This window comes from Hymenobacter sublimis, from assembly GCF_023101345.1.
In the GTDB taxonomy this organism is placed as follows: Bacteria; Bacteroidota; Bacteroidia; order Cytophagales; family Hymenobacteraceae; genus Hymenobacter; species Hymenobacter sublimis.
Map to the genome: position 1 here is coordinate 2775715 of NZ_CP095848.1, position 20218 is coordinate 2795932.

The following is a 20218-nucleotide window of genomic DNA, read 5'->3' on the forward strand; positions in this document are numbered from 1 at the left end:
TTTGTTGCCAACAAAAACTCAGCCTTCTGGCCTCTCCCACACGCCCCGCGGATTGTAATAGAGCTGGCCCTCCTGAATGCGCAGGGGCGCGGCCACATTGTTATGATACAACTGGCCGGTGCCCAATCCCTGCGGAAAACCGGGCTGGGCGCAGCTGCTAGCCAGCTGGCTCACGGCGTTCAGCCCCACGTTCGACTCCAGGGCCGAGGTAAGCCACCAGCCAATGCCCTGAGCCTGGGCCCGGGCGGCCCAAGCTTGGCTGGCTTGGAGGCCACCTACCAGGGTAGGCTTCAGAATCAGGTAGGCGGGGCGGGTTTGTTCTAGCAAGGCTTCCTGCTGGGCGACTTCCGTCAGGCCAATCAGCTCCTCGTCCAGGGCTACGGGCACCGGCGAGTGGCGGCACACCTCGCGCATGGCGGCCCACTGCCCGGCCCGGATGGGCTGCTCAATGGAGTGCAGCTCGAAGCGGGCTAACTGCTCCAGCTTGTGCAGGGCTTCGGTGGGGGCAAATGCGCCATTGGCGTCCACACGCAGGGTCAGACGCTCGGGCCCCGCTACCATCCGTATTTCCCGCAGCAAGTCTAGCTCCGTGGCGAAGTCGAGGCTGCCAATTTTAAGCTTCAGGCAGGTGTAACCTTCGGTCAGCTTTTTTTCGATCTGCTCGCGCATAAAAGCCGCCTCACCCATCCAAATCAGGCCGTTGATGGGTACGCCAGCCTCGCCCCGGCTAAAGGCCGTGTCGTAGAGCAAGTGGCGGCCGCCGTGCTGCAGGTCGAGGACGGCCGTTTCCAGGGCGAAGCGTAGCGCGGGCCACTCGGGGCCTACCAGTTCGGCGGCTTCCTCGGGTAGCAGTTCCCGGAGCTGGCGGCGGTTGAACTCCCGCACGAATCCTTCCAGAGTAGCTTCAAAATCGGGGCGGTAGTCGGGGCTGAGGCCAGCCAACGGGGCCGCTTCGCCCAGGCCTTCCACCTGAGGCTCGGCGGAGTCGTGCAGGTGCAGGTAGTGCGCTACATGCTCGGTAAGGGCTCCGCGGGAAGTCCGGGCCGGAAAATTAAAGTGCAACACGCGGCGGGAAAGGCGGAGCTGGAGCATGGCAAGGCAAACAGGGTGGCAGGTACAGAACGGCTAGGAGCGGCAATATACGGCCCACCCCGCGGCGGGGTAGCCCCCACGGCAAACGCCGCTCCGGCATCGGAAGCCCGATGCCGGAGCGGCGCTATAAAAGCGACGGAGCTGGTAAAACCAGCTCCGTCGTTGTCCTCAGTGGTAAGCTTATTCAGCGGCAGTGCCCTGCGTGCCGCGGCCGCGGCTTGCTTGGCCCCCCTTACGGCCAGCAGCCCGGGCTTCTTCTGAGGTAAAACGATGACCCCGACCGCTCTGGTGCGAGGCGCGGCCGCCCTCGCTGGCAATGCGGCGCTGGGTGGCGGGGTCCATGGCGGCAAAGCCCCGCGGACGCTTTAAAACGGGCGTTTCAGTGGAGTTTGTGCGATTGGCAGATTTGGTGTTCATAGCTCGTGGGGTAAGTGTGGAAAGGAATACTCAGGTCGAAAAGTGTTCTTTTTACGGCCTGAGGTAACTCAAGATGCCGGAGAAATGGCCAAAAACCAATTTGTAATTGTAAAATACCGCTTTGTACTGAGGAGCTGCCCGTAATTATACGCGGCCCTTACGTCAAACACGTACCGCCGAGCTTACGCACCATCTGGCCGCAAAACTACCCGCCCCGTTTGCCGTTTAGCAGGAGTGCTAGCCTCTCACTTTTCGCGTCATGAACCTGACTTCTGCTCCCATACATGCCGCCGCGGCCCCCGCTGCCCCGGCCCTGCTCAGCCGGTTTCGCGCCGTGCGGCAACAAACCGAGGCCCTGTGCCACCCCTTGCTGCCCGAGGATACCGTGGTGCAGCCCGTCATTGATGTGAGCCCTCCAAAGTGGCATTTGGCCCACACTACCTGGTTTTTCGAAACGTTTCTGCTGCGGGAATACCTGCCGGGCTACTCGGTTTACCACCCCGACTACGCTTTCCTGTTCAACTCCTACTACAACTCCCTGGGCTCCCGCGTTAACCGCGCTGACCGCGGCACGTTGTCGCGCCCGCCTTTGCAGGAGGTGTATGCATACCGAGCTTTTGTAGATGGGAAAATGGAGGAGCTGCTGGCCCTGCAAGACACGCTACCGGCCGCGTTTCAGGAACTCTTTGAGCTGGGCCTGCAGCACGAGCAGCAGCACCAGGAGCTGCTAGCCACCGATATCAAGTACATCCTCAGCACCAGTCCGCTGGCTCCGGCCTACCAACCGGCGCCGGCCTTGCCAACGGCTACCTCACCGGCGCCGCCTGTTAGCTGGCTGCCGGTGGCGGGCGGGATTCACCTCATTGGGTTTGCCGGGGAAGGGTTTTGCTTTGACAACGAGCAGGCCCCGCACAATACTTACGTGGCTGATTTCGAGCTGCAAAACCGCCTGGTTACCAACGCTGAATACCTAGAGTTCATGGAGGCCGGCGGCTACCGCGACTTTCGCTACTGGCTGGGGGAGGGCTGGGAGCTGGTGCAGCAGCAGGGTTGGGAAGCTCCTCTGTACTGGGTACTGCGCGACGGGCAGTGGCACCGCTTCACCCACCACGGCCTGGTACCCGTGAACCTAGCCGCCCCCGTGACGCATATTAGCTTTTACGAGGCTGATGCCTACGCACACTGGCGGGGCTGCCGCCTGCCCACGGAGCAGGAATGGGAAATTGCTGCCCGCCAGTTCGGGGCCACGCCCACGGGCACTTTCCTTGAAAGTGGCCTCTACGACCCGCAACCTCTGGCCCCAGACGCCCCTACTGACCAGTGCCACCAGCTCCTCGGCGACGCCTGGGAGTGGACTTATTCGGCCTACCACCCCTACCCCGGCTACCGGCGCGCGGCCGGCGCCCTGGGCGAATACAACGGCAAATTCATGCTTAACCAAATGGTACTGCGGGGCGGCTCCTGCGCTACCCCCCAAAGCCACATTCGCCTCACGTACCGCAATTTTTTTCACGCCGACAAGCGCTGGCAATTTACAGGCATCCGGCTGGCCCGCTGATTCCGGCCGCCTGCCACCGCACCTTTCCCGGCACTGCTTGGCTACTGCTCACACGCATTGTTCTACTTTGCGCCCGGCGGCCGGCACCCGGCGTCTCCTTTCCCTCGTCTCTGCTATGCGTTCTGCTCCTGCTTCCGCCCCTGCCCCTGCCCTACCCCCAACCGACACCTCTACCGCCGCACAAGACAGCAGCGCGCCCACCCCGGCCAGTGCCTTGCAGCAGCACGTGCGAGCGGGGCTGAGCCGGCCGTTCAAGGCGTTATCGTCCATGTATTTCTATGATGACGAGGGTAGCCGGCTGTTTCAGCAGATTATGGCCCTGCCGGAGTACTACCCTACCCGCACGGAGTTTACCCTGCTAACCCAGCACCAAGCCGCCATTGGTGCCGCCCTGCGCCCGCAGGAGCCCACGGAGCCGTTTTTCCTGCTGGAGCTGGGGGCCGGCGACGGACTAAAAACCAAGATTCTGCTGCGCCATCTGCTGGAAACCGGAGCTCAGTTTACCTACGTGCCGGTGGATATTTCGGAGGCTGCTTTGGCGGGACTGGCTGCCAGCTTGCGCGCTGAGCTGCCTACCCTGCACGTAGAGCCCGTAGTGGCTGATTACGCCGATGCGTTACGGCTCATGGCCAGCCGGCCGGGCCGCAAAGCGGTGCTGTTCCTGGGTTCGAACATCGGCAATTTTCTCCCCGAGGACCGGCACCGCTTTCTGCAGAATTTGGCCCTACCTCTCACCCCCGACGACCGGCTGCTGGTAGGCTTCGACCTGCAAAAGAACCCGCGGCTTATTCGGGCGGCCTACGACGACAGCCAGGGCGTAACGGCCCGTTTCAATCTGAACCTGCTGCGCCGCCTAAACCGGGAGCTGGGCGCTGATTTCGACCTAGCCCAGTGGCAGCACTACACGGATTATGACCCGCTGAGCGGAGCCGTGCGGTCCTTCCTGGTGAGTTCCCGGGCCCAAACGGTCCAGTTCGCTACCCTGAATTGGGCCGTGGACTTTGCCGCTTGGGAAATGATTCACACCGAAAATTCCTACAAATTCACCCGCTCCGGCATTGCGGCTACCGCGGAGGCGGCGGGCTTTACGGTGCAGGAGTTTTTTACCGATGCCCAGGACTATTTTGCGGACGTAATTCTGCAACCCACCCCCTGACACCGCCCTTGCCAGAACGGCAGAGGGGTCGCTTAACTTCGCTATGTCCGCCACTTCTGCCCCTGATGTAATTAACCTAGCCTCCGGTTACGGCTCGTTTCCGCCCCCAGCTGTGGCTACAGCAGCGGCCCTGCGCCTGCTGCAGGCAACCGGGCCGCTGCCCGTAGCTGAGGTGGCTGGTTTACCCGAGTTGCGGGCAGCGCTAGCCGAGTTTTACCAGCAGGCCGGGGCGGATCGGGTTCAGCCTGAGCAGGTAGTCGTGACGGGTGGCACCAAAGCGGCGCTATTTGCCCTGCTGCAAGCCGTTCTTCGGCCCGGCGACGAGGTGTTACTGCCTACTCCCAATTGGTTTGGCTTCTGGGAACTAGTTACGCGGGCGGGGGGCATCGTGCGGGTCCTACCTCTCAATTCAGCCGATAACTATGCCCTTTCGCCCGAAACCTTGCGGGCGGCCCTCACGCCCCGAACCCGCTTGGTGCTTCTTTCCAACCCGAACAACCCCACGGGCCGGGTGTACTCGCGGGCGGAAATAGCGGGCTGGCTGCGTGTGACGCAAGACTTCCCCGACCTGTTCGTGCTCAGCGACGAAATCTATAACGGCATTACGTTCGGCCCCGAGCCAGTGCCTACCCTGCTCAGCTTCCCCGACCCGCACCAGCGGCACCTGGTGGTGAATGGGTACAGCAAGTCTTTGGCCCTGATTGGCTGGGGCATTGGCTACTTGGTGGCTCCCCGGGCTATAGCCCAGGCCTGCGTGGCCAAGCTGCACGCTACGGGTAGCGCCGTGCCAGTGCTGCAGCAGCACGCTGCCCTGGCCGCCACACATAACGCCTCTGCTATTGCTGGGGGCTTAGTTGAGAACCTGCAGCCCGCTCGCCACCTAATGCAAACGGAGCTAGCCCTGCTGCCCCAGGTGCCCCCGCCGCAAGCCGAGGCGACCTACTACTTTTTCCCGGATTTGCGCGCCTACCTGCGCCCTGAGCTGGAACCCGCTGCCGCCTCCGCTGAGCTGGTAGCTCGCCTGCAGGCAGCTGGCGTAGCAGTGGTGGATGGCGCAACGTGCGGCGCGCCGGGCTTCGGGCGGCTATCCTATGCGGTGCCAATGGCCCAGCTGGAGCAAGCACTGGAGCGGCTGCGCGTGGGGTTGGGCGCTCCGTTTGCTGCCAGGTAAGCGGCCGACGCAGTCGGCCGACCGGCCCCACTATCTGGAGGAGGTATGAAAGGTTCGGGAACGGGAGGTTGTACCTTTGCTGCTTCTTGTTGCTGCCGTATGTCTTCCCGCTCCTCGCTTCGCTCCCACCTGCTGCCCACCCTCGACTTAGCCTATCCCGTGATGCTCAGCCAGCTGGGTCATGTGCTGGTAAACGTCTGCGACGGGATGGTGGTTGGCCAGACGGGCAAGGTTCCGCTAGCCGCTGTTTCGCTCAGCGTCAACGTGAACACTGTAATCATGGTCCTCGGCCTGGGCCTGACCATGGGCATCACGCCGCTGGTAGCCGCCGCCGATGGGCGCCGCGACGTGGCCGGCCTGGGCCGGCTGCTGGTGAACGGGGTGTGGCTAAGTCTGGCGGCCGGCGTAGTGCTGGCTTTGTGCGGCCTGCTAGTGCCCACGGTGCTGCCCTACCTCAACCAGCCCGCTGAGGTAGTAGCGCTAGCCACGCCTTGGGTGCGCGTCCTGTTTCTCTCACTCCTACCCCTGATGGTGTTTCAAGGCTTCAAGCAGTTTGCCGAAGGCCTTGGGCTTACCCGCCAGGCCATGCTGCTTTCCATTCAGGCCAACGTGCTGAACGCGGTGCTCTGCTACGGGCTGGTGTTTGGCAAGCTGGGCCTGCCGGAGCTGGGCATGATGGGCGCGGCCTGGGCTACCCTGCTGGCCCGCGTGCTCATGGCCGTACTCATGGCCGCCTATGTGCTGCGCGCCGTGCGCCTGCGCCCCTACCGCGAGGCTGCTGCCCGCAACCTGCGGCCCGATGCCACCGTCCTGCGCCGCCTCCTGGGGCTGGGCTCACCCATTGGCGTGCAGATGATGTTTGAAATGGGAGCCTTTAGCTTTTCAGGTATTATGATTGGCTGGCTGGGCGCCACCGACTTAGCCGCACATTATATTGCCATCAACGTGGCATCCGTTACCTACATGGCGGCCAGCGGCATTGCGGCGGCGGCTACCATTCGGGTGGGCAAGCACCTGGGCAGCCAGGATGCCCACGGGGCCCGGCAGGCTGGGCTGGCGGCCTACTTGCTCACCTTCATCTTCATGAGCCTGATGGGCGTGCTGCTGGTAGTGGGCCGCCACTCCATCCCGCTGTACTACAACCACGACCCCGCCGTAGTGGCCCAGGCGGCCTCCTTGCTGCTCATTGCCGCCGCATTTCAGGTTTCCGATGGCCTGCAGGTGGTAGGGCTGGGGGCGTTGCGGGGGCTGGAGGATGTGAAGGTCCCCTCTGTGGTGGCGCTGCTGGCTTACTGGGCCGCCGCCCTCCCCCTAGGCTACGTGCTGGGCTTCCGGCTGGGCTGGGGCGCTACGGGCGTGTGGGTGGGCCTGCTTACGGGCCTGAGCCTGGTGGCTGGCGTGCTGCTGCTGCGTTTCCGACGCCGACCGGTACTAACCGCCACCCCCGTGAACGAAGCGGCCCTCGCCGCGCGTTAAGCAGCACAGCCAGAATCTGCTGCCCGACCAGAAACAACTCACCAAGGTGTACAAGGTGCGGGTGCCGGGCGTAGGTTTCTGCCAGCTGATTATCTTTTCTCGTTAGCTTCTTTAGCGCTACATGCTGTTTCCTCTGTCGCTGCCCTTGTTACTGAGTTTCTTTACCGCCGGGCAAGGTCCGGCCGCGGCGGCCCCGGCCGCAAAGCCGGCTCCGGCCAGGCTTGAGTGGCGGGCCGACCGGCAGCTTACTTGGGAAGACTTCAAAAGCCGCCCAACCTCCGACCGGCTGGCGGCGCTTACTTCTTCCACCATTGACGCCAAGGTAGGCTGCGTCGATTATGTTTTCTCGGCTCAGGTACAGGCGGTGTTCGTGCCCACCGAGTCGTGGGTGCGCGACCCCAAACGGGCCACTCCAGCCCTGTTGCGCCACGAGCAGGTACATTTTGATCTGACGGAGGTGCACGCCCGGCTGCTACGCCAGAAGCTGAGCTTAGTCAAGTTCGACTGTGAAAAGCTGCAGCCGGCCTTCAGCAACATCACCAAAATGGCCTTCCTGACCTGGCAGCGCGAAGAAGCCCGCTACGACCAGGAAACCAATCATGGCCTGAACCTCCCTCGCCAGCAAGCCTGGGAGCAGCAAGTGCAGCAAAAACTCCAGCAGCTACAGGCCTTTGCCCTGGTGAAGCAGTAAAACGGTGAATGGGTGAATGAGTGAGTTGTCATGGCGAGCAGATCGGCGCTACCCATCCTCGCATTCAAATATGTCATGGCGAGGGCGCCGAAGCCATTCCTCCCCTGCCTATGACAAGCTTTCTAGCCTGACAAGCCCTTACTTCTGTGCTGGAGGTAAGGGCTTGTCACATGTCAGAGGGGTAGCACGTTGGTCAAGTTGGGTGGCTCCGTCGTGCCCCCGCGTTAGGATAGCGTAGCGGCGTTAATTTCTTTTTTACGTGAGCAGTTGCACTTTGCCGCTTGGGTTTTGCTGCCCATAGCGTAGTTGCTTTACGCTGCTACCTCACTCAATCACCACTTCATAATTTCACAACTCCACCATATGCTAACCTGGGCTGAATTTGAACGCGTTGATGTGCGGGTCGGGACGATTGTAGAGGCGCGGGAATTTCCGGCGGCCCGGCGGCCGGCCTACCAGCTGCTCATTGACTTGGGCCCCGAAATCGGACAGAAGAAGTCCAGCGCCCAAATAACGCATCATTACCAGCCGGCCGAACTACTAGGGCGGCAGGTGCTGTGCGTCGTGAACTTTCCGCCCAAGCAAATTGGCAAGTTCCTTTCCGAGGTGCTCGTTACCGGAGCCGCTGATGCTGAGGGCCACATTGTGCTGGCCACCGTGGCCGGGCCCGTGCCCAATGGCAGCCGCCTAATTTAGTTGCGGTTGATTACGGGTCCTTGGGGCGTGCCAGCGGGCTGCAGCTTGGCTTCGCGCAGGGCCAGGCTGTCGACCACCGCGGCGTAAATTTCATCCAGGTCCTTATCGTGGATGGCGTAGTAGCGGTAGCTCTGCGTGAACGAGGAATCGTTGACCTCGTAGCGCCAGTACAGATTTTTTTGGGCTACGTGAAATAAGGCCCGCGCTGAGTCGGTGGGCAGGCCGGCGGCGTCGGTACGGGCTTCCAGCGTGTGGAGCTCAATGAGCAGGCGCACCATCTTTTCGCGCGGAATCAGCTGGCGCGGGGGCGCTACCTCATCCGGCTTCTGGCAGGCCGTAACCAGCAGGGTTAAAGCGCCCAGCCACGTCATCACACGAAACGAATATTTTTTCACAGTGGCAAAGTTAGGAGGAACCCGTAGTTTAGTCTAAATGAAACCCGCCGATTCGCCTTTCCAGCACCTCGTCCGCAAGCTTCGGCAAATGGAAATCCGCATTCTGAAGGCGGTAGATGCCCAGCTACAGGGCGATTTTCATTCCGTTTTTAAAGGTACAGGCCTGGAGTTTGATGATGTACGGCTGTATCAGTACGGCGACGAGGTGCGCGCCATTGACTGGGCCGTTTCCAGCAAAGGGCACGGCACCTTCGTAAAAACCTACAAGGAAGAACGGGAGCAGCAGGTGCTTTTATTGCTCGATGTCAGCGCCTCCCAGCAGGTAGGAGCTGCGGCCCGGCGTAAGATTGACGTGGGCCGAGAAATTTGTGGGGTGCTGGCCTTGGCCGCCGCCCGGCAAGATGCCCAGCTCGGCATTCTGGCTTTTTCCGACCAGAAGGAGCTGTACCTAGCTCCCGGCAAGGGCATTCGGCACGCCTATTCGCTAATTAAACGCCTGTTTGAGCTAACCCCACGCAGCCGCCACACGGCCGTGGCGGGCGGCATTAAGCAGGCCCTGGGACTGCTCAAGCGCCGCACCATCGTGCTCTTGATTTCCGACTTTATTGATGCCGAATACGAGCGGGAGCTGACCATGCTAGCCCGCAAGCACGACCTGATTGTGCTGCAGCTGCTGGATCAGCGGGAGCGGGAGTTTCCGCCCCTGGGCATCATTCCGCTCCACGACCAGGAATCGGGGCGCACGGTGTGGGTGAATACGTCTTCGGCCGCCTTTCGGGCCCGCTACCGCGCTACCTACGAGCAGAACCGGGAGCAGATTGGCCAGATCTGCCGCCGTCACCGCACCGAATATCTGTCCATTGCCACCGACACGGATTTTGTACCGCAGCTGGTGCATCTGTTCCGGCGGCGCAACCAGCGTGGGGGTCGTGGGTAAGGTGCTCCGCTTTCTTTCTGAGCAACCAAGTAGCACCGCTGCCCGAGCCGTATTACTGAGCCTCGTGCTGGGGTTACTACCACAACTAACTGCGGCCCAAGCTGCTCCAGCGGCTTCCGAAGCCCCCACTGGCCGGTTTCAGCGGCCTACCGTGCGCGTGGGCGAGGTAATTGACTACGAGCTTTTTTACCGGCACGGAGCCACCCTGGAGGTCATCTTCCCCGATTCCGCCGCCGATTTCAGCCCCTTCGAATACGTGGGGCGGCGCTACTACCCCACCCGCACCCGCCAGGGCCGCAGCCTCGACCGGGCCGTGTACCGCTTGCGCACCTTCGCCCTGGACTCCGTGCAGACGCTGGTACTGCCCGTAACCGTGCTCAGCGGCCGCGACACGCTGCTGCTGCCCACCGCCCCGGCCCAGGTCCGGCTGGTGCGCACCGCTCCTACCCCCACCGGCGCCGGCGAAGCGCCCGTGCTGCGCCAGAACTTGCAGCTGCTGCCCGTGGAACCCCAGTTCAACTACCCGTATTGGCTGGCGGGAACCGCGCTGCTGTTGCTGCTGGTGGGCGCGGTGGTGCTGGGCTTCCGGCGCGGGCTGCGCCAACGCTACCGCCGCTACCGGCTCCGGAAAAATCACGCCTACTTTCTGGCCCAGTACGCCCGCCACGTGGAGCGCTTCACCTTGTCCCGCTCCCTGACCAACATGGAGCGCGCCATTACGCTCTGGAAAAACTACCTCTCCACGCTCGAAGACTACAACATCACCAGCCTGACCACCCGCGAAATTGTGGCCCACTACCAGAACGACGCCGACGTAAGCTTGGCCCTGCGCCTGGCCGACCGGGTTATTTATGGCAACCAGTTTTCCGAGGACGATACGGAAACCGACCTGGCTTTTGAGTTGCTGCGCAGCTTTGCCGAGCGGCAGTACACCCACGTATTGCGTCAGCTAGGTGAGCCCGTGGCTGCAGGCACGGCGCGGCGGCCCCAGGCTCCGGCGGCTTAGCCGCCAGACCGGCCGAATCACTACTTTTGCCCTATGCCGCAGCTCTGGCCCGATGTATTGGCTCCCGTGCTGGATAGCGTGCGCTACGCTACCCTGGCCAGCTATACCTGGGAGCAGCCCCGCCTGCTGCTGCTGCTGCCGCTAGTGCCCCTGCTGTTTGTGCTACGCTGGGCTCTAGCTCGCCGGCACCGAGCCAAGTTGGGGGTAGCCTTTGTGGCCGGGCAGCTGCCGCGCGACTGGAGTACGGTGCTCCGCTTTCTGCCCGATGTGGTGCTGGCCCTGAGCATGGGCTTTGCCATTCTGGCCCTGGCCCGTCCCCAGCGCACCGATGAGCGGGTAGTGCAAAGCGGCGAAGGCATTGATATTCTGCTGGTGCTGGACGTGTCGGGCTCCATGGAGCTGCAGGATTTGCGCCCCAACCGCTTGGAAGCTGCTAAGCGCGTAGCCCGCGGGTTTATCGACGGGCGCCAGGGCGACCGAATCGGGTTGGTGGTGTTTGCTGGCGACGCCTACTCCCTGGCCCCGCTCACCACCGACTACGACTTGCTGCGCGACAACCTCCAGAGCTTGCGCCTGGGCATGATTGCCAACGATGGCACGGCCATTGGCACGGCCCTGGGCGTGGCCACCAACCGCCTGCGCGACTCCCGCTCCCGCAGCAAAGTATGCATCCTGATTTCCGATGGCGAAAACACGGCCGGCTCCCTCGACCCGCTCACGGCGGCTCAGCTGGCCCACGCCTACGGCCTGAAGCTCTACACTATTGGGCTGGGGCAGGACGGCGTGGTGCCCTACGGCACCGACGAGACGGGCCGCACCACCTACGTTACCACGCGCCTGGATGAAACTACCATGCGGCAAATTGCCCAGGCCGGCGAAGGCCGATTTTTCCGCGCTACTGACAACGCCGGCCTGCGCGAGGTTTTCACCCAGATTAACCGCTACGAGAAGTCCGAAATCAAGCAGACCCGCTACCGCAACACCCGCGACTACTACCGCATCTACCTGTTCTGGTGCCTAGGGCTGTGGCTAGTGTGGCTGGGTTTGAAAAACACCTTCCTTACCAATGCGCTGGAAGACTAAATTACGGATTGAAGCGGCTTAACACGGAGGTACTCAGATTTCATGAGGGGCGCAGTTGAGGGCTAAACCGTAGGCTGCTTGCGTGGCTTTCTCTTTACCAAGTTTTATAAGAACTGTCCAGCCCTGATGCTGTATTGCTAGTCAAAAGCCATTGTCGGCGCAGGCATGTAGCTTTGTCGTCCACAAAATCCGTGTACCTCTGTATTTAATCCGCTTCAATCCGTGATTCGCGACAACCTGCACCGCATTCAGCAAGACCTTGCCGGCACGGCCGCCCGACTAGTGGCCGTCACGAAAACGCATCCGGTAGAGCGCCTGCGCGAAGCCTATGAGGCCGGAGCCCGCATCTTCGGCGAAAACCGGGTGCAGGAAATGGCGGCCAAGCAGCCGGAGTTACCTGCCGATGTGCAGTGGCACCTGATTGGGCATTTGCAAACCAACAAGGTCAAGTACATTGCTCCTTTTGTGCACACCATTCAGAGCATCGACAGCCTAAAGTTGCTGCTGGAAATTGAGCGGCAAGCGGCCCGGCACAACCGCGTGATTGAGGGGCTGCTGCAGTTTCATATTGCCGCCGAAGAAACCAAAACAGGTTTGAGCCTGCCGGAAGCCGAGCAGATGTTGCAGTCGGCGGAGTTTCGGGGGTTGCAGCACGTGCGCCTGACCGGCGTGATGGGCATTGCCACCAACACCCCGGATGAGGACCAGTTGCGCCGGGAGTTCCGGCAGCTTCGCGGCTACTTCGACAAGCTGAAAGCGCTGTACTTTGCTGAGGATGAGGCGTTCCGGGAAATTTCTATGGGCATGAGCTCCGACTACCCCCTGGCCCTGCGGGAAGGCAGCACGCTTATTCGGGTGGGCAGCGCTATTTTTGGCTCCCGCTAACGAGTAGCTTACCGTTGTCAGGGAGTAGTGGTTGCGTAGCCGACAGGAGCGCTAGTCTGACAACCAACAACCAGTAACTGACAACAATAAACCACCGGTTCACTACCACTTAACACCTCCAACAGACTCCTATGACGGCTCGTCTTATTCTTCAATTGGCAGCCCTGCTCGGGGCTTTGGGCGTGGGCATCGGGGCATTCGGGGCGCATGGCTTGCGCAAAATGCTGGAAGCATCTGGCCGCTTCGAAACGTTTGAAACCGCCGTGCGCTACCAGTTTTACCACGCCTTGGCTTTGCTGGCGGTAGGCATTTTGCTGCACGTAAAGCCGGAATTGCGCAGTCTGGGCACGGTAGCCTGGCTGTGGCTGGGTGGCGTGCTCGTGTTCAGCGGCTCGCTTTACGTGCTGTGCCTGACGGGCATTACCAAGCTGGGGGCCGTTACGCCCATCGGGGGCGTATTGCTTGTTGCCGGCTGGATTGTGCTGCTGCTGGCCGCCCGCCACGTATAGCGCAAGATGCTGCCCCAAACAAAAAAGGCTTGCCGAATGGCAAGCCTTTTTGCTTTCTGTACCGAAGCGCACTGCTTAGGAAGCCTTTCGCTTGGCTTTGATTTTATTGTCGCTGATTTTGGTTTTCTGCTTGGCTTCTTTCACGTCAGCGGGGGCCGATACGTCGGAGGAAGCGGGAGCTACGTTCATGGCCGCGGCGGCATCTTTCACGTCGCCCACCAGCGACACCATGGCGTTACCACCGGCCGAGTTAGACTCAATGGTCAGCACTTTGTTTTGAATGCCCATTTTGCCGGCCGAATTGAACTTGGCCGTAACCGTGCCCGATTTGCCAGGCATCACGGGTTCCTTGGTCCAATCGGGGGTAGTGCAACCGCAGCTCACGCCGATGTTGGAAATCACCAGGGGTTGAGTGCCTACGTTCTTGAACTTAAAGGTGTGCTCTACCACGTCGCCGGTTTTGATGGAGCCGAAGTCGTACTTCATTTCCTCAAACTGGATTTGCGGGCCGGCCACTTTGGTTTGGGCATTGGCCGGCTTCACGGCTGCCGTCTGTGCCTGGGCCGCCAAGCCCATTACGGACAGCGAAAGAGCAAGGAAAAGTGCTTTTTTCATGGAATGAAAGCTTGAATGCGTTGGAGGTAAACAAAAATACGAGTTTCGGGGCCCGAGCCAAGTTACGTGCCAGTTTTCACCTGCGCCCCTGAAGCTGACGTGAAGAACAACAGCAACCCAACAAGGTTCCGTTCTTTTTCAGCCTACTTCTGTCCTTCCGAGCATTCTGCGCATCAAGCAGGACGCTTGAAAGGACACTTCAGTCCTGGGTTTCGTCGGCGAGCAGTTTCTTGTTGAAGTTCAACAGGAACAGCTTTTCCGAGGAACGGGTAACGGCCGTGTACAGCCACCGGGCAAATTCGCTGTTTACCATGTCCTCCTTCAGGAAACCGTGGTCCACGAAAACGGCCTGCCACTGTCCGCCTTGTGCTTTATGGCAGGTAAGGGCGTAGGCGAATTTTACTTGCAGAGCGTTCAAAAAGGGGTCCTTACGCATAGCCGCGGTCCGCTCCTTTTTGGTTTCGAGGTGGGCATAGTCGGCACTCACGGCGTCGTAAAGGGCCTTGTTTCGGTCGGCGGGCAGGGCCGGGCTTTCGGTGTGCAGGGTGTCGAGCAGGAGCTTGATTTCCATGTCGGGCTCGTCGGGGTAGTCCACGAGGCGCACGCGGGCATCGGCGAAGCGGAAGCCGAACTCCTCGGTAAGCCGCACAATTTTCACTACCTGCACAAAGTCGCCGTTGGCCAAAAACCCGATTTCTGAATCCTTGGGCAGCCAGTAGTAATTGTTGCGCACCACCATTAGGTAGTCGCCCGACTCAATTTCATCCTCGGCCTCAAACAGAATGCGCCGGATGTACTGGTTGTACTGGTTGGCGTTTTTGTTGGAGCGGCAGATGATGGTGCTGTTCTCGTGGCCGAAGTTCTTGTAGGCCCAGCGCAGGCCGTCTTCCAGCTTGTCGCCACCCATCGAGAAAATATCGGGGTAGCCTTTGGTGAAAAAGGTAATCTGGGGGTGCTCCTCGCGCAGTTCTTCGCGCAGCACTGTGGCGTTCATCAGTATCCCCGACTGCTCGGCCTGGCGCATCACCTGGCGCAATTCCACCGAATCGACCTGGGCGCGGAAGCGGTGGCGCAGCAGCTCGGCGTCGAGGGCGGGGCTGAGCAGTTGGCCCACCGGCGGCAGCTGGGCCGTGTCACCGATGAGCAACAGGCGGTTCGAGGTTTTCTCGAACACGTAGTTCATCAAATCGTCGAGCAGGCCGTTTTCGCCAAAAGCCTTTTCGTCGGAAATCATCGAGGCTTCGTCCACGATGAAAAGCGTGTCTTGGGCGCGGTTAGGCTGGCGCTGAAACGAGAGGCCTTGGCTGGGCGAACCGCTGGTTTGGCGGTAAATCTTCTTGTGAATGGTGCTGGCTGCTACCCCCGAGTAAGTGCTCATTACCTTGGCCGCGCGGCCGGTAGGAGCCATCAGCACGTACTTGCGGCCCATGCGGTGCAGCCACTGCACCAGGGCGCTAACCACGGTGGTTTTGCCCGTACCGGCGTACCCGCGCAGAATAAAGGCCTTGCGCCCCGGCAAAGCGTCGCCCAGAAAGCCATCCATCTGTCGAAACAGTGTAGCCTGGTCCTGGGTAGGTTCGTAGGGGAAATAGTCGCGGACGGAGGGAGTTCTAACGGAGAGCATAGGGGTGTATTCGGGTAACAAAGCTACGCCGCTTTAAGCTCCCGGCAGGGTTACAACAAACCTCGAGCCCCTACCCTCCTCCGACTCGGCCCGGATGGTGCCCCCGTGGCTTTTCACGATGTCGTAGCTCAAGGAAAGACCCAGGCCCGTGCCCTCACCAGCGGGCTTGGTAGTGAAGAAAGGCTGAAAGATGTTGGCTAAAACCTCAGGCGACATGCCGGCGCCGTTGTCCTGCACCCAAATTTCCACCCCATTCAGCCCGGCCTGGGTGCCTACTTTCACTAGCGGCTGGTAGTTTGTCTCGCCGGTTTGCTGGCGCTGGGCCACAGCATATAAGGCGTTCGTGAACAGATTCAGCAGCACGCGCCCCATATCAGAGGGCACCATGGCTAGTGAGGGTAGATTGGGGGCCAGGTCCGTTTCAACCCCAACGGTCAGGGCTTGGTCGCGCAGCTCGGGGCTTTGCCGGGCCAGTTGCAGGTATTCCAGCAGCAGGGCGTTCAGGTCGGTGGGCTCGCGCTGCCCGGTACCGGCGCGGGAGTGCTCCAGCATGTCTTTGATAATGGCGGAGGCCCGGATGCCGTGTTGGCTGATTTCCTGCAAATTCTGCCGCAGCCCCAGCAGAATCTTCTGCTCCAACCCGGGCTTGCTACCCACTTCATGCATGGTATCGACCATGGTGGTACTGACCTCGGCAAACCGCTTCATGAAGTTAAGCGGGTTCTGCAACTCGTGGGCGATGCCCGCCGATACCTCGCCCACGAAGGCCCACTTCTCGGACTGTACCAGCTGGTGTTGGGTAGCGCGCAGCTGGGCCAACGTCTGCTTGTTCAAGTGCAGCTGCCGGTACACGGCCAAGCCCAGCCCCGAAATCAATAGAATAGCCACGGCCGCTACCCCTAGCAACTGATTCCGCTGCCGGAGGCGTAGGCCCTGCAGGCTTTTTTCGTGGCGCAGGCGTATAATCTGGTTGTTTTGAGCCTGTTCTATTCGTTCTCCTTCGTACTGAGCCAGCAGGTTGTTGCCCTGGGCCGCATTCAGGGTATCCATTAGGTCGAGGTAGATTCGGGTGTACCTGCGCAGGGGCTCGGCCGCGCCCCGGGCATCCTGGAAGCGAATAATCTGTTTTAAGTACTTGGGACGCAGCATCTGAAAATTAGCGGCCGTGGCTTTTTCGTAGGCCCGCTGCCAGGCCGCATCGGCCCGGGGGTAGTCCTGCCGGGCAGTGTAATACTGGGCCCAGGTGGCATCGAGGGCAAACTCACCGGGGCGGCCCGTGATAGGCATGCGCAGGGAATCGGCAATTTGCTGAGCCCGGGCGAGCAAGGGCCCTACCTGCTGGGGTTGGTGCTGGGCCAGCAACACCTGGCTTTTCAGCACGAGGCCGTACGCCGTAAATGGCAGCTTATCGACTGAGTCGAGGCGGGCCGTTTCCAGGGTTTGATTGGCGTAGCGCAGGGCTGCTACAAGGTTGCCCTGCTGCAGGTAGAGCTTGGTTACGGCCTGCAGCCCAAACAGGCGCTGGAGCCCCTTGATGCGGTATTTCCGGTTCAGTTCTGACGCCTGCTTTAGGTACTGCAGTGCTTTCTGGGCGTTGCCCCACTCCGCGTAGGTTGTGCCCGCCACCATCAGCTCGTTGGTGTATAAGCGGCGGTGAAACCCCTGAAACAGGTCCGCCGCGTGCAGGTAGTAGCTAATGGCCTGGTTGTAGTCGCCGCGGTGGCGGAAGGTGCCGCCCAGCACCAGGTAGCAAGCCGCCTGATTTTCAATGGCTCCCTGCACCCGGTACTGCGTGAGCTTGCGGCTAAGATAGGCAAAGCGGGCGTCGGATTCCCGCAGCTCATTGTAGAGCGGACCCAGGTCAATCAAAAGCAAAGGAATGGGGTGCCGGGCCTCGTCAAACAGCTCAATGGCTTGGTGCAGAGCATCCAAAGCCTGGCGGGGCTGGCGGGTTTTCACCCAGAAATTCACGCCAGCCCGCAGCTCTCGGTACGGAGCTTCATCCAACTGCTGCGTGCGGGCGTTCAACCGGAACAGTTCATCCAGGAGGGGAAGTACTTGCACGCGCCGCCGCACTTCGGTCAGCTCCACTACATCCAGCATGTGGGTAAGCGTCCGCACCCGAGCGGTATCCGCTTGCTGGCGCCGCAACACGTGGTTAAGCGAATCAAAGTCGGCGGCCCAGTACCCGTGTTGTGCTACCATAGGCCGGCCTACCAGCAGCAGTAGCACCGTAATAATCCACTTCATAACAATTGAGCGCGGCACCACTGGAGGTGCTGGCCGGCCCGCCAAGTTGGGAAGAAAACAGCAGACTCCGGCCTGACCTGGGCCCCGAAGCTCGGGCTTTCCAGGCCCACCCTTCGCTGCTCCCGTAGCCGACTGCGGAGTAGCTTCCTACCAAGGCCAGACGAAGCAATTGCCGTGATGCCCGCAAGGTTCCGTATATTTTGCAGGTTGCAGGGCCCGCGCGGTGCCCGTGGTTTTCCTTCGTACTCAGCCTGTTGGCAATGGAACATCTAGATTATCTTCTGGCGGGTGCTTTGGGCTTGGCGCTGGCGGCCTGCAGCGGCTTCCGCGTATTCGTGCCGCTGCTAGCAGCTTCCCTAGCCTACCGTACCGGGTACCTGACCCCATCCGTGGGCTTTGCGTGGCTGGGTACCTGGCCGGCCGTAGCGGTGCTGGGCACGGCCACGGTGGCCGAAATTCTGGGTTACTACCTGCCCGTGGTTGATAATGTACTGGATACCATTACCGGTCCGGCGGCCTTTCTGGCCGGCACCATCCTGATGACCTCGGCGCTGCCAGACATGCCCCCGGTGCTGCGCTGGGGGCTGGGCGTACTGGTAGGAGGCGGCACGGCGGGCATTATTCAAACGGGCACCTCCCTGCTGCGGGCGGGCTCTACCGTTACCACGGCTGGGCTGGGCAACCCGGTGCTGGCTACGGTTGAAAACTTGCTGGCCATTGTCGGCGCGGCCCTGGGGCTGCTGCTGCCGTTGCTGGTAGCCGCGCTGGCGGTAGGCACCGTGGTGTGGGTGCTGGTTCGGTTGCGGCGCTGGCGGCAGCGCCGGGCAGTGCGCCGGGGTGGGCTGCCAGCCGCTGGTGGGCTGGAATAAGCCGCTGTTGAGCACACTAAAACCCTGGGGGCGGCAGTTAATGAACCCGCGTGCCTGCTTTCTTCGTAAGCTTGCGTCTTCGCGTTAGCCCGCCCCGGGTGCTGTGCTTTTTTTATGACTGACTTTTCTTCGGCGGCTCCTTCCGCCTCCCTGCTGGAAGCCTACGCCGGCGTTGCCCGGGTTCGGGTGTGCGGCCTGCTGGTTCGGGAAGATGCCCTGCTGCTTACGGCCCACCGCGGGCTGCTACCCAACCAGTTGCCGTTTTGGTCGCCGCCGGGCGGGGGCTGGCAATTTGGGGAAACGCTGCAGCAGTGCTTGGCTCGGGAATTTCAAGAGGAAACGGGCCTAGCCGTTAGTGTAGGTCGATTTTTACACCTGCACGAATTCCGGAGTCCGACGCTGCAGGCCCTAGAGCTGTTCTTTGAAGTGCGCCCCCTCGACGTAACTGCTACGCCTACCCTTGGCCGCGACCCCGAACACGCCGCCGAAGCCCAACTACTCACTCACCTAGAGTTTGTCACGCCGCGCCAGCTGGGCCAGCTGCTACCCTCGCAGGTCCACCCCGTACTCCGCGACATTATCAGCCCCGATGACGTGTTTATTCCTCAGATTCGGTTTCAACAAGGGTAGGCTCCTAGTGGGGTTCAGCCCTTTGGCCTATTTGCTGGCCTGTTAGCTGTGTAGGGCCGGTTTGCAACCCGGTTTTTGAGTCGGCTGGCTCCTACGTACCTTTAGCGGACAATTGTTTCTGTTCGTGCCCACTTCTTGCCCTACCCCTATGTCCACTACCGTCTTTATGCCCCCGGTTGCCCTGCACCGCTTGCACGACGAAACACTGGACCTGGACAACCTATCGGCCTATAACCTCTACTTGACTGCTGGTGCGGCGGGCCTGCGCGTGGGCGTGGCCGATGTGCGCCGCAATAAGTTCGTGGCCCTGGAAGATTATGCGGCTCCGGACAGTGCTAGCTCCCTAGCCACGCAGGCGCAAGCCCTGGCCGCCGAGCACGAGTTGGTAGGCCGCACCGGCTGGAACCGGGTGCTGCTAGCCGTTCAGAACCGGCATTTTACGTTGCTGCCGGCTTCCCTTTTCCGCCCCGGCGACGAGGCCGCTTATCTGCGCCTGCACCACGCCACGGACCCACAGCGGGAGTCCGTTCATTGCTACACCCACACGGGCCTGGAAATCAGCAGCGTGTTTGCGGCGGAGCGGGGCCTGGCCGAATGGTTTCGGGCTACCTACCCCGAGGGCCGGTTGGTGCACCACACCAGCACGCTGCTGGAAGGCATAGCCCACCAGAACGAGCAGGGTAGCGCCCGGCGCATCTACCTGAGCATTGGCCACCAGGAAGTTACGCTGGTAGCCATGCGCGACAAGCAGCCGGAATTCTGCAACGTCTTTCCCTTTAGCACCCCCGAGGACCTTATTTACTACACCATTCTGGTAATGCAGGAGCTGCAGCTCAACCCCGACCAGGACTTGGTGACGGTGTGGGGCGACCTGATGCACGATTCCGAGCTTTTTACCATCCTACGCAAGTACATTCGCAACATCCGGTTCGGCAACCGCCCCTACGACCTGAGCTATAGCTACCGCCTCAACGACGTTTTTGAGTACCGCTACTTCGAGCTCTACGCCCTGCACTTATGCTAAGGGGTGAGATGTCGAATTGGTAAAACGGCGCGTTTGTTCCGTAAGAAATCCGTCATCTGGATCTTGCGCGAGGGGCCTTCTCTCGTCAGTACATGCCATTGTTACGCCCGTTGTGCTTTCGCGAAAAGTTTCCT

General features: G+C 61.2%; 20 protein-coding genes. 14 read left to right on the top strand and 6 right to left on the bottom strand.

What is annotated here, in order from left to right:
* Nucleotides 1-18: 18 nt before the first annotated feature.
* Entirely contained in the window at nt 19-1092 is a 1074-nt protein-coding gene (locus tag MWH26_RS11515; RefSeq protein ID WP_247974403.1) for an o-succinylbenzoate synthase, read from the bottom strand.
* A 180-nt stretch (nt 1093-1272) separates the two neighbouring features.
* Nucleotides 1273-1509, bottom strand: coding sequence for a KGG domain-containing protein (locus MWH26_RS11520; protein ID WP_244696769.1), 237 nt, complete (start codon nt 1507-1509; stop codon nt 1273-1275).
* 259 nt (nt 1510-1768) lie between these two features.
* Between MWH26_RS11520 and egtB the strand changes: the two genes are divergently transcribed.
* The 6 genes from egtB (at nt 1769) to MWH26_RS11550 (ending at nt 8257) form a co-directional block, all read left to right on the top strand.
* Nucleotides 1769-3067: an ergothioneine biosynthesis protein EgtB gene (gene egtB / locus MWH26_RS11525; protein ID WP_247974404.1), complete on the top strand. Its 1299-nt coding sequence runs from the start codon at nt 1769-1771 to the stop codon at nt 3065-3067.
* Between the two features lie 115 nt (nt 3068-3182).
* The gene (gene egtD / locus MWH26_RS11530; protein WP_247974405.1) at nt 3183-4223 is read left to right on the top strand and encodes an L-histidine N(alpha)-methyltransferase; all 1041 of its coding nucleotides are present in this window, start codon (nt 3183-3185) and stop codon (nt 4221-4223) included.
* 43 nt (nt 4224-4266) lie between these two features.
* A complete protein-coding gene (locus tag MWH26_RS11535) occupies nt 4267-5394 on the top strand; it encodes a pyridoxal phosphate-dependent aminotransferase (protein ID WP_247974406.1) in 1128 nt (375 codons plus the stop codon).
* A gap of 99 nt (nt 5395-5493) precedes the next feature.
* A complete protein-coding gene (locus tag MWH26_RS11540; protein ID WP_247974407.1) occupies nt 5494-6870 on the top strand; it encodes an MATE family efflux transporter in 1377 nt (458 codons plus the stop codon).
* Between the two features lie 121 nt (nt 6871-6991).
* Nucleotides 6992-7561 carry a DUF922 domain-containing protein gene (locus MWH26_RS11545; RefSeq protein WP_244696772.1) on the top strand — a complete coding sequence of 190 codons (570 nt, stop codon included), beginning with the start codon at nt 6992-6994 and terminating at the stop codon, nt 7559-7561.
* A gap of 363 nt (nt 7562-7924) precedes the next feature.
* Complete coding sequence (locus MWH26_RS11550) at nt 7925-8257, top strand: tRNA-binding protein (RefSeq protein WP_247974408.1); 333 nt, start codon at nt 7925-7927, stop codon at nt 8255-8257.
* Here the strand turns inward: MWH26_RS11550 and MWH26_RS11555 are convergent.
* Nucleotides 8254-8652: a DUF4296 domain-containing protein gene (locus MWH26_RS11555; protein WP_244696774.1), complete on the bottom strand. Its 399-nt coding sequence runs from the start codon at nt 8650-8652 to the stop codon at nt 8254-8256. The two genes, MWH26_RS11550 and MWH26_RS11555, sit on opposite strands and share 4 nt — an antisense overlap.
* A 37-nt stretch (nt 8653-8689) precedes the next feature.
* Between MWH26_RS11555 and MWH26_RS11560 the strand changes: the two genes are divergently transcribed.
* The 5 genes from MWH26_RS11560 (at nt 8690) to MWH26_RS11580 (ending at nt 13072) form a co-directional block, all read left to right on the top strand.
* Entirely contained in the window at nt 8690-9589 is a 900-nt protein-coding gene (locus MWH26_RS11560) for a DUF58 domain-containing protein (RefSeq protein WP_244696775.1), read from the top strand.
* A 64-nt stretch (nt 9590-9653) separates the two neighbouring features.
* Entirely contained in the window at nt 9654-10595 is a 942-nt protein-coding gene (locus MWH26_RS11565) for a hypothetical protein (protein ID WP_247974409.1), read from the top strand.
* Nucleotides 10596-10628: 33 nt separating this feature from the next.
* Nucleotides 10629-11678, top strand: a complete 1050-nt coding sequence (locus MWH26_RS11570) for a vWA domain-containing protein (protein WP_247974410.1) — start codon at nt 10629-10631, stop codon at nt 11676-11678.
* A gap of 222 nt (nt 11679-11900) precedes the next feature.
* Nucleotides 11901-12563 (top strand): YggS family pyridoxal phosphate-dependent enzyme, encoded by a 663-nt coding sequence (locus tag MWH26_RS11575; RefSeq protein ID WP_247974411.1) that lies wholly within the window; start codon nt 11901-11903, stop codon nt 12561-12563.
* A 131-nt stretch (nt 12564-12694) separates the two neighbouring features.
* Entirely contained in the window at nt 12695-13072 is a 378-nt protein-coding gene (locus MWH26_RS11580; RefSeq protein ID WP_247974412.1) for a DUF423 domain-containing protein, read from the top strand.
* 75 nt (nt 13073-13147) lie between these two features.
* Here the strand turns inward: MWH26_RS11580 and MWH26_RS11585 are convergent, their stop codons facing one another.
* From MWH26_RS11585 to MWH26_RS11595, 3 genes are all read right to left on the bottom strand, one after another.
* Nucleotides 13148-13687 (bottom strand): DUF1573 domain-containing protein, encoded by a 540-nt coding sequence (locus tag MWH26_RS11585; RefSeq protein ID WP_247974413.1) that lies wholly within the window; start codon nt 13685-13687, stop codon nt 13148-13150.
* 199 nt (nt 13688-13886) lie between these two features.
* Nucleotides 13887-15311: an ATP-dependent DNA helicase gene (locus tag MWH26_RS11590; RefSeq protein WP_247974414.1), complete on the bottom strand. Its 1425-nt coding sequence runs from the start codon at nt 15309-15311 to the stop codon at nt 13887-13889.
* 33 nt (nt 15312-15344) lie between these two features.
* Nucleotides 15345-17561, bottom strand: a complete 2217-nt coding sequence (locus MWH26_RS11595; RefSeq protein WP_247974415.1) for an ATP-binding protein — start codon at nt 17559-17561, stop codon at nt 15345-15347.
* 260 nt (nt 17562-17821) lie between these two features.
* Between MWH26_RS11595 and MWH26_RS11600 the strand changes: the two genes are divergently transcribed.
* The 3 genes from MWH26_RS11600 to MWH26_RS11610 all read left to right on the top strand — a co-directional run bounded on the left by MWH26_RS11600 (nt 17822) and on the right by MWH26_RS11610 (nt 20084).
* Complete coding sequence (locus MWH26_RS11600; RefSeq protein WP_247974416.1) at nt 17822-18430, top strand: DUF4126 domain-containing protein; 609 nt, start codon at nt 17822-17824, stop codon at nt 18428-18430.
* 114 nt (nt 18431-18544) lie between these two features.
* Nucleotides 18545-19060, top strand: a complete 516-nt coding sequence (locus tag MWH26_RS11605) for an NUDIX domain-containing protein (protein WP_247974417.1) — start codon at nt 18545-18547, stop codon at nt 19058-19060.
* 148 nt (nt 19061-19208) lie between these two features.
* A complete protein-coding gene (locus tag MWH26_RS11610; RefSeq protein WP_244696781.1) occupies nt 19209-20084 on the top strand; it encodes a DUF3822 family protein in 876 nt (291 codons plus the stop codon).
* Nucleotides 20085-20218 lie beyond the last annotated feature (134 nt).

Excerpts from the sequence above, each read along its gene's own strand:
- MWH26_RS11515 (WP_247974403.1), bottom strand. The coding sequence starts at position 1,092 with ATGCTCCAGCTCCGCCTTTCCCGCCGCGTGTTGCACTTTAATTTTCCG.
- MWH26_RS11520 (WP_244696769.1), bottom strand. The coding sequence starts at position 1,509 with ATGAACACCAAATCTGCCAATCGCACAAACTCCACTGAAACGCCCGTT.
- egtB (WP_247974404.1), top strand. The coding sequence starts at position 1,769 with ATGAACCTGACTTCTGCTCCCATACATGCCGCCGCGGCCCCCGCTGCC.
- egtD (WP_247974405.1), top strand. The coding sequence starts at position 3,183 with ATGCGTTCTGCTCCTGCTTCCGCCCCTGCCCCTGCCCTACCCCCAACC.
- MWH26_RS11535 (WP_247974406.1), top strand. The coding sequence starts at position 4,267 with ATGTCCGCCACTTCTGCCCCTGATGTAATTAACCTAGCCTCCGGTTAC.
- MWH26_RS11540 (WP_247974407.1), top strand. The coding sequence starts at position 5,494 with ATGTCTTCCCGCTCCTCGCTTCGCTCCCACCTGCTGCCCACCCTCGAC.
- MWH26_RS11545 (WP_244696772.1), top strand. The coding sequence starts at position 6,992 with ATGCTGTTTCCTCTGTCGCTGCCCTTGTTACTGAGTTTCTTTACCGCC.
- MWH26_RS11550 (WP_247974408.1), top strand. The coding sequence starts at position 7,925 with ATGCTAACCTGGGCTGAATTTGAACGCGTTGATGTGCGGGTCGGGACG.
- MWH26_RS11560 (WP_244696775.1), top strand. The coding sequence starts at position 8,690 with ATGAAACCCGCCGATTCGCCTTTCCAGCACCTCGTCCGCAAGCTTCGG.
- MWH26_RS11570 (WP_247974410.1), top strand. The coding sequence starts at position 10,629 with ATGCCGCAGCTCTGGCCCGATGTATTGGCTCCCGTGCTGGATAGCGTG.
- MWH26_RS11580 (WP_247974412.1), top strand. The coding sequence starts at position 12,695 with ATGACGGCTCGTCTTATTCTTCAATTGGCAGCCCTGCTCGGGGCTTTG.
- MWH26_RS11585 (WP_247974413.1), bottom strand. The coding sequence starts at position 13,687 with ATGAAAAAAGCACTTTTCCTTGCTCTTTCGCTGTCCGTAATGGGCTTG.
- MWH26_RS11590 (WP_247974414.1), bottom strand. The coding sequence starts at position 15,311 with ATGCTCTCCGTTAGAACTCCCTCCGTCCGCGACTATTTCCCCTACGAA.
- MWH26_RS11595 (WP_247974415.1), bottom strand. The coding sequence starts at position 17,561 with ATGAAGTGGATTATTACGGTGCTACTGCTGCTGGTAGGCCGGCCTATG.
- MWH26_RS11600 (WP_247974416.1), top strand. The coding sequence starts at position 17,822 with ATGGAACATCTAGATTATCTTCTGGCGGGTGCTTTGGGCTTGGCGCTG.
- MWH26_RS11605 (WP_247974417.1), top strand. The coding sequence starts at position 18,545 with ATGACTGACTTTTCTTCGGCGGCTCCTTCCGCCTCCCTGCTGGAAGCC.
- MWH26_RS11610 (WP_244696781.1), top strand. The coding sequence starts at position 19,209 with ATGTCCACTACCGTCTTTATGCCCCCGGTTGCCCTGCACCGCTTGCAC.